Origin of the sequence: Nostoc sp. (genome assembly GCF_036917465.1) — a bacterium.
In the GTDB taxonomy this organism is placed as follows: domain Bacteria; phylum Cyanobacteriota; class Cyanobacteriia; order Cyanobacteriales; family Nostocaceae; genus Nostoc.
Genome location: NZ_JBALDL010000067.1, coordinates 102,872 through 115,792 on the forward strand (window position 1 = coordinate 102,872; position 12,921 = coordinate 115,792).

Sequence of the window (12,921 nt, forward strand, 5' to 3'; positions counted from 1 at the left end):
AACTTCTCCCGCTAACCTTCTGTGAGGAGCAACTATAAATTTGTCTGTAAAAATTTTAATCTACAGTGTTTTGATAGAACCACCGTACTAATAGAAATATAATTGCATATTTTAGCTAACAATACAAGTTTAAATTAAATTAATTTTGATAAAGCTATAGATTTTTAATGACAATATCAAAAAATACTTGGTTGAGAGCAAAAAATAAAAAATAAATTTAGTGTACTTGTTTTTCAACAAGATATATGCAATATTAATAAGTTGAATCCGCTAATCTACTTTAACTAGATAAGTAAACAGTAGATAATAACTACCTTGCAAAAAAATCAGGTTTCTGTCTAAAGTTAAAATATTTTTACAGATAGATATTCCCTTAGAAGATAGACCAGCTTATAGAGGGATTATATTTTTGTAAAAACAAGTCTTTTCTCTACTGAAAATATGCAGACTCAAATACCAGATATTCACTGATATATCTGGAGCTATAACGAGATTCGTGCAAATTTTTGAGTGTTAGATTAAGTCAACATTTTTCAGGGACAGCCATAATCTTCTAGCTTGTCAAACCACTGAAATGTCTGATGACTTCAACTAAATTTTTCAAACCAAAAATGTGAGGAGTGATAGAAATGTTCAATCGTTCATTTCATAATTTATGCATGGAATCGATGATTTTGGGGGCTACTTTGCTAGCTGGCACATCAGTTTGCGCTGAAGATAGGAATTTAGTGACGACTGGGACTCAAGCAAATATACCAACTGCGATCGCACAAACGCCTAAAGTTCCTCAAATCGATAGTGATGCAACTGTTCCACAGACAAACAAGATGTCTCAGGTAACATCTGTATCTCAGTTTTCAGATGTACAGCCAACTGATTGGGCATTTGGCGCACTCCAGTCTTTAGTTGAGCGTTATGGATGTATTGCGGGATATCCAAATAGTACTTATCGGGGAAACCGCGCGATCGCTCGCTATGAATTTGCGGCAGGCTTAAATGCTTGTTTATCTCGGATAAACGAGCTAATTGTAACAGCTACATCTGACTTAGTTAGCAAAGAAGACTTAACTACTTTACAAAGGCTACAAGAAGAATTTGCTGCTGAACTAGCAACTCTACGGGGTCGTGTTGATAGTTTAGAATCTCGAACTGCGGAACTAGAAGCCAATCAGTTTTCAACAACTACAAAGCTTTCTGCGGAAGCCATCTTTGTAATTACAAATGCCTTCCAAGGTTCAGTTAATGGTGATAACACAGTTTTTCAAGATAGAGTTCGCCTCGTTTTCAAAACTAGTTTTACAGGTAGAGACAGTCTAAATACTCGTTTAACTGCTGGAAACACTACTACTTTGCAGCTTCCTGGTGGTTCAGCCGAAGGTTTGCAAACCTTTAATCTTGTTCCTAGTAACAACAACCAAGTAGCCGTAGATTGGCTCTCTTACTATTTCCCAGTTGGTAGCAAAATCGATGCTTATATAGGAGCAATAAACGGAGTATATTTTGATTTTGTTCCTACCCTGAGTCCCTATCTCGATAGTGCTACAGGTGGCGGTCGCGCTTTGACAGAATTTGCTTCCTCTAGTCCTATCTACCGGATTGGTGGTGGTGCTGGTGGGGGATTCAATTATCGACTCAGCGACCAATTGGTATTGAGCTTGGGTTACTTAGCAGGAGATCATGCTAGTTCTCAGCCAGACAGTGGTTTTTTTAATGGTCAATATAGCGCATTTGGACAAATAGCATGGAACCCAAACAAGAACTCTGGCATTGGTTTGACTTATGTAAATGCCTACCAAAATCGGGGAGCAATATTTGACCTGGGTAGTGGTTTTACACTACAGCAATAAAAAGCAGCCCCTTCAATGGCTGATTTTTCCAAATGCTCCGCCTCTGAATTGGATTTGCAACACTCATAGTATCAACTTAAATAATGTTTGATTTTCAGAGACTACGCATTCTGATAAATATTACTTCTGAATGCTTCAACGAATTTTAGATTTTAGATTGAAAAGATTTTCTAATCCAAAATCTAAAATCTAAAATCCAAAATTGAGTCACCCCAGTAAAAAATGCATCTATTACAGCCAAGGATGACGTGGAGGATAGACACCATTGAGGAAGTAGTTACCAACAGCGTAGTATTTCCAGCGCACGGGATCGTGGAGTGTATGAGCGCGGGCATTTCGCCAGTGGCGATTGTAGTTGAATTCTTCCAACGTGGACTTAGTACCTGCTAGTTCAAACAATTTATTCGTTGCTAGTAATGCTGCTTCAGTTGCTAGTGCTTTGGCTTCAGCAACTGCGATCGATGCTTCAACTACCTTGAGTTCTTCTAAACCTGACTCGTTGGCGATGTCAAGAAATTCGCCTGCACGCCGCAGCAATGCTTCAGAAGCGTGAACTTGGATTTGCACATTGCCTAAGTTATAGAGTGTCAGGGGATCTTCGTAGCCTTTTTCTAAATTGCTGTCAACCCAAGGGCGAGTATGCTTGCGGACAAAGTGGATGGTGTCACGGACTGCGGCTTTAGCAATCCCTACGTCTACGGCGGCTTGGATGATTTGCGCGATCGCACCCATTGGTGTAGCCCGCTAAAAGGCTAAATAGTGCGGTATGACGTGTTCTGCCTTAACTTTCACATTTTCAATAATGGTAGTGCCGCTAGCAGTGGTACGCTGTCCGAAGCATGTCCAGTCATCGAGTAGGGTTAATCCTTCAGCATCTCTTTCGACAAATGCCACCACTGTTTTACCATCTGTATTGCTAGCAATGACGGGAACCCAATGTGCCAGTAATGGTAAAGCTGGCAGTTCAGGCAGACGAGTTAGGTTATGACTTTTATTACATTCCTGAACATTACTTAAATGCAGTTCATGGGCCTAACTATAATGTCGCTGATGCCTGGATTACAGCAGCTTTAGCAAGTTTAAACACTAAAAATATCAAGATTGTTGCAGCTGTACAACCTGGTTTTAAATTACCTGCGGTTATTGCCAAGCTGAGTGCAAACATTCAAAATCAACTTAGTAATGGCAGATTTGCTCTGAGTGGTATTGCAGGTTGGTGGAAATTAGAAGTAGAAAGCTATGGAGATATCTGGCTACCCCATAGCGATCGCTACGCACGATTAGAAGAGTACATTGATGTAATTAAGGGACTGTGGACAGTTGAAGACTTTAATTATGTTGGCAAATACTACAATATTACGGGTGGTATTCTCACAGATAAACCTACACCTACACCACCTATTTTCATTGCTGGCGAATCAGATCGGGCGATTGACTTAGCGGCTCGTCAGGGAGATTATCTATTTATCAATGCAGATGAACCTGAAAAAACGGCTGCATTGGTTCAGAAAGTGAAAAGATTGGCTAGCGATCGCTACCAGCGTCAGATTAAAGTGGCAATGAGTGCCTTTGCGATCGTTCGTGAACATACAGCCCAAGCCGAAGCCAGACTAGAAGCAATTTATCGTTCTGCTGATGAACAGCAGATTAAGTACTTTCAAGAGCAAATCGATCCTAACGTCGTTGCCCACAACAAACTAGATATCAGTCAAACCATTGAAGCCAATCTTGGTTTATCTGCTCAACTGGTTGGCGATCGCTATACTGTTATTCAACGCCTGAAAGAATACGAAGCCGTTGGCGTTGACTTAATAGTACTCGTGCGAATCGTTGGCTAGAAACCAATCCTCTAAGGATTAGGGGGATTAGCCGCAGGGTATGAACCTTGACAACTGAATGACCATGTAGGTGAGAGGTAGTTATCCTCAAATCCTACCCCGTAGGTGCAACGGTGAAAGCATCACCCCCAGGTTTGAGACTAGCCATCAACGCCTGAAGCGGGGTGAAAAGGTGTTATTACTGACAGCCTAAGTTGGTAAGCATCGAGCAAAAGTACCCATGAGTAAAGCCTCGGCTTGAAGATGTGATTGAATCGTCGTTACTAAGAACCAGCGAAATAAGGCTTAATGCGCTGGAGCCAAAAGGCAAAGGATAAGGAGTTGGCAAGTGGGTATTTGACCAACAAGCACTTCCAATAAACCCGGCGAATAGCATCACTCTAAAGGTACATAGTATGGTCATTCGGAACGAGATAACCTCTCGTATGCTCTCAGGTGGTCGAATACTTGAGTAGGTGCTAACCGTATGCAGCGAGTAGGGGAGATTTAGTCAGAAGCGAACGTCTGGGGTAATGCCCAGAATATGCAGACAGACTTACGGTGATTTGGATGATAAAGTTTCAAGTAGTGAGTATAAATGTCTAATACACAGTCTCAAAAACTGATGGTGGAATGGCACTCTATTAACTGGCGCAAGCTAGAACGTAGTGTGTATAAGCTAAGCTCCAAAAGAGAATTTATCAAGCCTCTTCCCGTGGTGATGTGAAAGCATATCGCAGACTCCAAAAGACACTGATGAAGTCGTGGTCAGCAAGAGCTTTAGCGGTTCGTAGAGTAACCCAGGATAACCAGGGGAAAAAGACGGCGGGTGTAGATGGCGTTAAATCGCTAACTCCAAAGCAACGTCTAGAACTTACTGGAAATTTAAACCTGGGTACAAAGGTCAGCCCAACTAGGCGAGTATGGATTCCCAAGCCTGGAACGGAAGAGAAGCGACCTTTGGGTATACCTACAATGAAAGACCGAGCCTTGCAAGCGCTAGTCAAACTGGCATTAGAGCCAGAATGGGAAGCGCGATTTGAACCTAACTCATACGGGTTCAGAGCCGGACGCTCATGCCAAGATGCGGTTGAGGCAATATTCAGTGCAATTAGGCTTAAGCCCAAATATGTACTAGATGCAGATATTGCAAAGTGTTTCGACCGCATCGACCAGGAAGCGCTGCTAAGAAAATTAAATACATTCCCTACCATCCGCCGACAAATTCGGTCATGGTTAAAAGCGGGGGTGATGGACGGTAAGCAGTTGTTTCCAACATCTGTTAGCGAAGCGGGCGCGCGTACTCGCGCGATGGGAACGCCACAGGGGGGTGTCATCTCCCCACTTCTGGCAAATATTGCCCTCCACGGGATGGAAGAACGGATTAAACAGTATGCTGATAGCCTGCCTACTCGAAGTGGTCATGGTAAACGGGATAACCGTAGAAACCTAAGTTTAATTCGTTATGCCGACGATTTTGTGATTCTCCACGAAAACATAACCGTTGTCCAAAGATGCAGAGAAATAATCTCTGAATGGTTACAAGACATGGGTTTGGAATTAAAGCCCAGTAAAACGAGACTCGCTCACACCCTCATACAGTATGAGCAAGAAAAACCAGGGTTTGAATTCCTTGGTTTTACGATACAACAATTTCCACAAGGAAAGTATCACTCAAATCAGGGATTTAAGACAATCATCACCCCAAGCAAGCAGAAGCAAAAGGTACATTACGACAAAATCGCTAGGGTTATTGAAGCTCATAAGGCAGCACCGCAAACGGCGCTAATCAACCGTTTAAACCCAATTATTAGGGGATGGGCTAACTATTATGCGACTGTGGTAAGTAAGGTTGCTTACTCAGATATCGATGACCTCACGTACCAAAAGTTAAGCGCTTGGGCAAAACGCCGCCACCCCAAAAAGAGCGGGGAATGGGTGTCAAATAAATACTGGCAATCCATAGGCGGCGATAACTGGGTATTCGCAACCAGGAAGGAAGGATTATCCTCACTTCGGTTACTTAAACATTCCGCCACTTCAATAGTGCGTCATGTCAAAGTTAAAAGCGAATCGTCACCATACGACGGAAATCTGGTTTACTGGAGTTCTAGAATGGGAAAAAACCCGGAAATGCCATCTAGAGTAGCAATACTTCTGAAAAAGCAAAAAGGGAAGTGTACCCACTGTGAATTGTTTTTCCGCGAAAACGATGTGATGGAAGTTGACCATATCATCCCAAAATCGAAAGGTGGAAAGGATGAGTATAAAAATCTTCAACTTTTACATCGGCATTGCGACGACACTAAGACAGCCAATAATGGCAGTCCCGGCACAAAATCTGGCTGTAATAGTGCCGAGCCTAAGCCCACCAGAAAACTTGAAAGAGTTAAGGATAAATGGGTAATGAGGTATGCATGACAAGCACCAAATCATTGAGGAGCCGGATGAGGTGAAAGTGTGCGATTCGTTGGCTAGAAACCAGAGCCTGTAAAGGGTCGGAGGATTAGCCGCAAGGTTTATACCTTGACAACTTAATGACTTTGGAGGTGAGCCACTGGTAAAAATCAGCGCGAGCAAGTCCTCCCCTCTAGATGCAAGAGTGAAAGCATCTTCCCCTGGTTTGAGACTAGCCATCAACGCCAGAAGCGGGAAGAAAATCTCAGAAACAATCAGCCTAAGATTGTGGCGAGAAAGCAAGAACTTATGGTTAACCCAATACGGGTGAAGCTACGACAGAACCATCGTCACTCATAACAAGCGGAATCAGGCTTATGCGCTTGACCAAAAAGGTAAAGGATAGGGTAGAGGCAAATACTTTGTTGACCTCTTAGCATTACCCCAGAAACCCGGTGGAGAGTAGCAACCTAAAAGTTCAAACAAATGGTCATTAGGAACGAAGTAACCCTCAAATAGTTCTCAGTATGGTCGATAACTGAGCAGGTGCTAACCGCATACTATCGAGGGCAGGATTGAGTCAAAAGCAAACGTCCCTTTGTAATGAAAGGAATAGGCTGACAGACTCACTGTGTTTTGAAATGAAGAATTTTTAGTTAGAGTACAAATGTCTAATACACACGACAACGTGATGGCGGAATGGAATACAACGAACTGGCGCAAGCTAGAAAAGATTGTATTTAAGCTCCAAAAGAGAATCTTCAAAGCTTCTGAACGTGGTGACATTAAAGCAGTCCGTAGACTCCAAAAAACGCTGATGCGTTCTAGGTCAGCGAAAATGCTAGCCGTGCGTCAGGTAACTCAGGATAATCAAGGGAAGAAAACCGCCGGAGTTGATGGAGTTAAGTCATTAACACCATTACAAAGGTTAAAACTTGTCAAAAACCTGAGCATTAAACAACAGGTGCGTCCAACCCGCCGAGTTTGGATACCCAAACCAGGAACAGAGGAAAAGCGTCCTCTCGGAATACCCACAATGCACGACAGGGCATTACAATGCCTTAGTAAACTAGCACTAGAACCCGAATGGGAAGCTCGATTTGAGCCAAATTCTTTCGGTTTCAGACCTGGACGCTCATCCCATGATGCAATAGAGGCAATTCATACGGTAATCGCGCAAAAAGCTAAATATGTGCTGGATGCTGACATCGCCAAATGTTTTGACCGCATCAACCATAATGCACTCCTGAAAAAACTGAATACATTCCCAACTCTACGCCGCCTCATCAAGATGTGGCTCAAAGCGGGGGTGATGGACGGAGGTAAGATGTTCCCAACCGATGAAGGAACACCACAGGGAGGAGTAATATCACCCTTACTAGCAAATATCGCCCTTCACGGTTTAGAAAATAGACTCAAGCAATTCGCGGCAAGTCTCCCAGGCAGAAAAAAGGATAACATCAACTCCCTGACGATGGTGAGATACGCCGACGATTTTGTGGTATTACACCCAGATATTAGCGTCATCACTCGTATAAAACAGATAGTGGCAGAATGGTTAAATGGGATTGGCTTAGAAATGAGTGAAAAGAAAACCCGAATAACCCACACCCTGACTAAAGTGGAAAACCAGTCACCAGGATTTAACTTTCTTGGCTTCAATATCAGACAATATCCTGTGGGAAAAACCCATACAGGAAAAGTCCAAGGGAAATTATTAGGGTTCAAAACACTCATCAAACCCAGCGAAAAGAAAATTCAACTCCATGTACAGTCAATCGGGGAAATCATAGCCAGCCACAAAACAGCGAAACAAGAGGCACTAATTGCCCACCTTAATCCTGTAATTGTGGGATGGAGCAATTACTACTCAACAGTAGTTAGCAAGGAAACGTTTAACACTTGCGATAGCCACCTGTACAGTCAATTGAAGTCATGGGCAGAACGTCGTCACCCAAACAAAAATTCCACATGGATTGCTGATAAATATTGGCAGACCGTGGGAGAAAGAAACTGGGCATTTGGTGCAAGTAATGGCGAAGAAATTCTCCTCCTAGCCGAACATAAGAAAACACCAATTGTTAGACACATAAAAGTGAAAGGCAATTATAGCCCCTTCAATGGAGATTGGGCGTATTGGAGCGCCCGTAGAGGAACTCACCCTGAAACACCGACAAGAGTCGCCAGACTCATGAAGAAACAAAAGGGGATGTGTCCGCACTGCAATTTATATATTCGTTCTGAGGATTTGATTGAGGTTGACCACATTATCCCCCGCTCACAAGGCGGAAAAGACATCTACAGCAACCTTCAATTACTCCACAGGCACTGTCACGACGAAAAAACAGCAATGGATATCAAATCCTTTATTGGAAGTACCCATATCAAGGGTCAAAATACAGAGGAGCCGGATGACGCGAAAGTGTCACGTCCGGTTCTGAAGACGAGTGATTTCTGCGAAGGAATCGCTTAGTTTAACCTCACGTCCGGTTTTGAAGACCAACGGGATTGGCGACAATCTCGTTGAGTTTAATAAAACGTTTGGCTACCGACCAGAGGACTTGTTCATTCATCCCCTTAGTAAGCTACCGTGTGAATTACCCCCCTTAATCCCCCCTTATAAAGGGGGGAAACCGGAAAATCCAGTTCCCTCGCCTTTATAAGGGGAGGGTTAGGGTGGGGTAAAACCGATATTTATCAACGACTTCAGACTTATGTATACACAGTAGCCTTAGTAAGGGGAGGGGATTTAGGGGTGGAGTAAAACGACTGTGGGATAAGCGTTTGAGCCTAAATTGATACCGATGTACAACTGTACGCCCCTACTTAGCAGCAATGGAAATAAAAAAATTACAAATAATTTTTGAATTGGTATTTTTTGATCAACTCTTTAACTTGAGCGGCTACCAAAGGATGTGGATCTTTTTCTAACTGGGGTAAGATTTGCAAAAGAACGCGATGTGAAACCATATTCAAGTATGCGATCGCAGCTTCTCTAACAAAGCCTGTTGGATGACGCAAACTAACTAAAATCTCGTAACTTGTCAGTCTGATGCGAGTTACTTGAGCAAAATGGAAACAGCAAGCTAGACACCAATCAGAAAGGAAGTTACCCAGCATCAGCAATCTGTGGAGGCGATCGCTAACTAACATATTCTCATAAGCTACGATCTTAGCTTCTACAAGATATTGCAATTTTTCTGACTGCGGTCGGTTATCTAAAATATTTAGTAACAAAGACTTTGAAGGCAAAGTTATGGTATGCTCTAGGATTTCTAACCCCCGTGCTAAGTTTACCACTGAGAGCGATCGCAAATTAAATGCTGCTGCTTGCATCTTTTCTGGCGAGTAAAGCAGTCTCAGTAATAGTAACAGCCGCTCCTTGACATCCAATTCCAATTCGATAAGGGCGCGTTGCAGTAACTCAGAGACAATCACAACCCTCTGACGTGATTGATAATTTTCTTTTTCATCTAATGTTTTCAAGTCAATATATGCAGCGTAAATCTCGCCTAAAAACTTTAATTCCTGTTCTATTAAATTTTCTACTCGACTTTCATAAAACCGATCTACTAAACCTTTAATTCCGGGTTGTTTATGTATTTTTAGTAAGCTACGAAGAATATGATCTCTAGTTATACCCCAGGATGTCTCTAAGTTTTCCCATAAAGTCTCTAATGCTTCCTGAGTAGCAATTTGAGCAATAGTACGCCAAGCATACATTCGCACTATTTCTGGTTTGTAAATATTGGTAGCTAACCGTAATAGCATCTCTATAGCTTCATTTTCTAGTCGCACTAGGGCTAACATTGCTGTAGTGCGGGTTGATTTGTAATAAAGTGCTGCAATCAGTGCCGAATAGTACTCTTCTAAATGGGTTGCTGAAATCATTTCCAATACAGCACAGCGCACCCGTAACGATTCATCTTGTAATAAATTCGGGATGTGAATCCGTAACGCCTGCAAATAAACTGCTTCTCTCAGCGCTCTGACTCCATTCACCCGTTCCCGTTCTTTCTTATGAGTCAACATCCGGCGCATAGTTTGGGTAGCTGCTACCTTTTGCATGGGCGTTCCCTGGCGTAAGACTAAGGCGGCGGCGGTAGCGCGGATGAGTGAGTTTTGGCGGGGGTTTAGATATTCTTCTAAAATACTTAAATTGGGATTTGGTTCAGCTAGCCAAACGTAGCGTAGCGCTAGGGCGAAAACTTCGGGGTTAGTTTCTTGGGGTTGTTCTAACAAAGGACGGATGGCGGATAGATAAGCGGGATTTGCACCTGCTATCAGCATCACTTCCAAACTTTGGCGTTGCAAATCTGGGGTTAACTTGAGTAATAAAGGTGCTAAAACTTCTGTAGCGCCTTGGGAATCAATTTGAGCTAAAAGTTCAATGCAAGAGCGTTTATCTGCCTCGCTGCCTTTTTCTTCTAAGGCTTTGACTACACCTTGCTTGAAAAATCGTAAGCCGACATTGGTGGCACTCAAGTGTCCTCGTGCCACACTCAAGACTAACAGTTCAACGTAGCGCGATCGCAATTCCCAAATTACTTTTAAACAAGTGGCAGCTATCAGCATTGTTTCTGCTACTAACACCCACTTTTGCAGGGGTACGGGTACAAACCGCCCAGAAAACAATATAGTTGCAAAAATTAGCACTCCTGTCAAACCTGTTGCGATCGCTTCGGCAGTCCCGCCTGATAAAGTCTGCATCCGGCTGCGAATTGATTCTGGAATCGGTTGGTACAGAATGGGGCCGCTACTCATCACAAAGGTGTAGCGCAGAAGTTCATCGCAGAATTTGACAATTATCAGACCCCAGAAAAAGCTTTGCGATTGGATGGCTGGAATTAAATGGAAAAATATCAGCACTCCTGGTAATGAAAAGCCTACGGTAATTGGTAAAAGCGTTGCTGTGAAAAATACCCCCATCCGTTCAATCAGTCGGCTGGAAATAAACCACTGCAATAACAACTCACACAGTCCCAACATCCCACCAAAAAGACCTAAGAAACTGGCGAGTTCTCGGTCGCTCATATTGGATTTGAGTTCGCGCAGATATTGAAAATCTATTAACAACCCAATGACTTGCAATAGACCGACAAAAGCAAACAATTGCCAAACATAGCGCTTCAGAGGACTTTTAATGAAACGCTCTCGTGAAGCTTGTTCTTCAGGAACTAATCTTTGTGGGGTTTCAGGAAAAGCCGCTCGATAATGATGAGTTAAATACAATAAAATCCCCGATCCTAATAAGATCACTAGACAGGCGATAAAGATGATCTTATTCAGCGAGGTGTACTGCACTAGCCAAGGCAAACTAAAGCCACTAATTACATCTGCTACCAACAGACCACTACTCACTAATGGGTAAGTGCGTTTAATCTCCCGAATGTTAAATATTTGGTTAGCGACAATGGAGGTGTTAAGGTCATTGACTACATAAAGGGCATCTACCCATAGCCGCAGCAGAAAGGCCGAAATAACAACCAGGTAGGAAATATTAGATCCCCAACGTAATACAACTAATAGTAGTAATGGCATCAACATGCAAGGTGCGATCGCCACAATCACCTGACGTAAGGGAAAAATCCTTTGCAGCCAAGAGTATAAAAAAACTAGTCCGGCGCTCATAATAGCACTGGCAATATACATCCACGGCAGCAAATGAGTCCCATATTCATCCAAAAATAGCGCCACCGTACTGTCTTCCGCCCACCGCAATCCTACACATACAGTTGTGTAAAAAATGAACATTATCTGAGTTCGCTCACTCTCCTCTGGTCGGAGATTTACCCACTGTAGTAGTCGTGGTAAAGCAACTTTATTTATAGCCAACCAGTGATTTTTCAGTTCCATGCAATTTTATTTTCTGGTAGTATCACCCCGTAATGGGGAAGAGGGAGAAAATTTTACCTTGTCCCCTGGAAATAGCAAAAGTTCTGAGCAACTGAGTATTATCTTTCCCACTCAGTCTTCAAGACTATCTATTTGAGATAAATTTAAACGACCTAAAAACTTTGAAGGCTTCTACCTCCTCCCCTCTGCAATTCCCCAAAGGAAAAACGAAAAAACCCCTGACTTCTAGCCAGGGGATTTTCAAACTTAGTCTATTAAACAGTTAAAGGATTATTTATTTTTTGGGCGAGATGAGCATCATCATGTTTCGCCCTTCTTTTTTAGGCGCTTGTTGAAGCTCACCAAAAGGCTCCAAATCTGTTGCCATTCGCTTGAGCAAATCTTCTGCTAGGTTGCTGTGTTGAATTTCTCGACCCCGGAATATCACAGTTGCTTTGACTTTATCGCCATCTTTCAAAAAGCGCTCTGCTTGCTTAACACGCACGTTGTAGTCGTGTTCTTCTATTTTATAGCGCATCTTAACTTCTTTGACATCAGCTGTATGTTGCTTTTTCCGGGCTTCCCGCGCCTTTTTCTCCTGCTCAAACTTGTATTTCCCGTAGTTCATAATCCGACAAACTGGCGGGTCAGCTTTGTCACTTATAAGCACCAAATCTAACTCTTTCTCTTCTGCTAGTTGTAGTGCTTCTTGTGGGGGCATAATTCCCAGTTGGGCACCATCAGTATCAATAACCCGAATTTTCGGGAAGCGAATTCGTTCGTTAATTTGGGGCAGATCGCGAGTTCTTTTCTTCTCAATCACAGCCATTATGATTAGTGGGAGCTCTTAATGAAGGATTTTGTGTGGTCTTGATTGTTATGCTTCAGAGGGCAATATACGGAAATAACTCAGGACTGAAAACATAGTCTACAGTTCTAGAATAGCTAATCCATAAAAGAGTTGCGTCCTTAGTATTTGTCATTCTACTAACTCTGAGAGAATTCCTCTGCAATAGTTAATCTAA

General features: G+C 42.7%; 9 protein-coding genes. 5 read left to right on the plus strand and 4 right to left on the minus strand.

What is annotated here, in order from left to right; genetic code table 11:
- Window positions 1-629 precede the first annotated feature (629 nt).
- Entirely contained in the window at window positions 630-1,847 is a 1,218-nt protein-coding gene (locus tag V7K38_RS15610) for an iron uptake porin (RefSeq protein WP_442940775.1), read from the plus strand.
- A 231-nt stretch (window positions 1,848-2,078) separates the two neighbouring features.
- On the opposite strand, the gene V7K38_RS15615 is transcribed toward V7K38_RS15610, so the two are convergent.
- Both V7K38_RS15615 and V7K38_RS15620 read right to left on the minus strand, forming a co-directional pair.
- Window positions 2,079-2,579 (minus strand): acyl-CoA dehydrogenase family protein, encoded by a 501-nt coding sequence (locus tag V7K38_RS15615; RefSeq protein ID WP_334859085.1) that lies wholly within the window; start codon window positions 2,577-2,579, stop codon window positions 2,079-2,081.
- A 12-nt stretch (window positions 2,580-2,591) separates the two neighbouring features.
- Window positions 2,592-2,741, minus strand: a complete 150-nt coding sequence (locus tag V7K38_RS15620) for a hypothetical protein (RefSeq protein ID WP_334859087.1) — start codon at window positions 2,739-2,741, stop codon at window positions 2,592-2,594.
- A gap of 53 nt (window positions 2,742-2,794) precedes the next feature.
- Here V7K38_RS15620 and V7K38_RS15625 point away from each other — a divergent pair, with 53 nt between their 5' ends.
- The 4 genes from V7K38_RS15625 (at window position 2,795) to ltrA (V7K38_RS15640) (ending at window position 8,534) form a co-directional block, all read left to right on the plus strand.
- Entirely contained in the window at window positions 2,795-3,685 is an 891-nt protein-coding gene (locus V7K38_RS15625) for an LLM class flavin-dependent oxidoreductase (protein ID WP_334859156.1), read from the plus strand.
- Window positions 3,686-4,262: 577 nt separating this feature from the next.
- Entirely contained in the window at window positions 4,263-4,391 is a 129-nt protein-coding gene (locus V7K38_RS15630) for a hypothetical protein (RefSeq protein WP_334859088.1), read from the plus strand.
- The gene (gene ltrA / locus V7K38_RS15635) at window positions 4,388-6,085 is read left to right on the plus strand and encodes a group II intron reverse transcriptase/maturase (protein ID WP_334859090.1); all 1,698 of its coding nucleotides are present in this window, start codon (window positions 4,388-4,390) and stop codon (window positions 6,083-6,085) included. Before V7K38_RS15630 ends, ltrA (V7K38_RS15635) begins: the two co-directional genes overlap by 4 nt.
- A 643-nt stretch (window positions 6,086-6,728) precedes the next feature.
- Window positions 6,729-8,534, plus strand: coding sequence for a group II intron reverse transcriptase/maturase (gene ltrA, locus V7K38_RS15640; RefSeq protein WP_334859092.1), 1,806 nt, complete (start codon window positions 6,729-6,731; stop codon window positions 8,532-8,534).
- A 377-nt stretch (window positions 8,535-8,911) separates the two neighbouring features.
- On the opposite strand, the gene V7K38_RS15645 is transcribed toward ltrA (V7K38_RS15640), so the two are convergent.
- Together V7K38_RS15645 and infC are read right to left on the minus strand one after the other, a co-directional pair.
- Window positions 8,912-11,917, minus strand: coding sequence for an MFS transporter (locus V7K38_RS15645; protein ID WP_334859094.1), 3,006 nt, complete (start codon window positions 11,915-11,917; stop codon window positions 8,912-8,914).
- Window positions 11,918-12,191: 274 nt separating this feature from the next.
- The gene (gene infC / locus V7K38_RS15650; RefSeq protein WP_334859097.1) at window positions 12,192-12,725 is read right to left on the minus strand and encodes a translation initiation factor IF-3; all 534 of its coding nucleotides are present in this window, start codon (window positions 12,723-12,725) and stop codon (window positions 12,192-12,194) included.
- Window positions 12,726-12,921 lie beyond the last annotated feature (196 nt).

Bases quoted from the DNA above. Each gene is read 5' to 3' on its own strand.
- V7K38_RS15615 (WP_334859085.1), bottom strand. From the start codon at position 2,579: ATGGGTGCGATCGCGCAAATCATCCAAGCCGCCGTAGACGTAGGGATT.
- V7K38_RS15610 (WP_442940775.1), top strand. From the start codon at position 630: ATGTTCAATCGTTCATTTCATAATTTATGCATGGAATCGATGATTTTG.
- infC (WP_334859097.1), bottom strand. From the start codon at position 12,725: ATGGCTGTGATTGAGAAGAAAAGAACTCGCGATCTGCCCCAAATTAAC.
- V7K38_RS15645 (WP_334859094.1), bottom strand. From the start codon at position 11,917: ATGGAACTGAAAAATCACTGGTTGGCTATAAATAAAGTTGCTTTACCA.
- V7K38_RS15630 (WP_334859088.1), top strand. From the start codon at position 4,263: ATGTCTAATACACAGTCTCAAAAACTGATGGTGGAATGGCACTCTATT.
- ltrA (WP_334859092.1), top strand. From the start codon at position 6,729: ATGTCTAATACACACGACAACGTGATGGCGGAATGGAATACAACGAAC.
- V7K38_RS15625 (WP_334859156.1), top strand. From the start codon at position 2,795: ATGGTAAAGCTGGCAGTTCAGGCAGACGAGTTAGGTTATGACTTTTAT.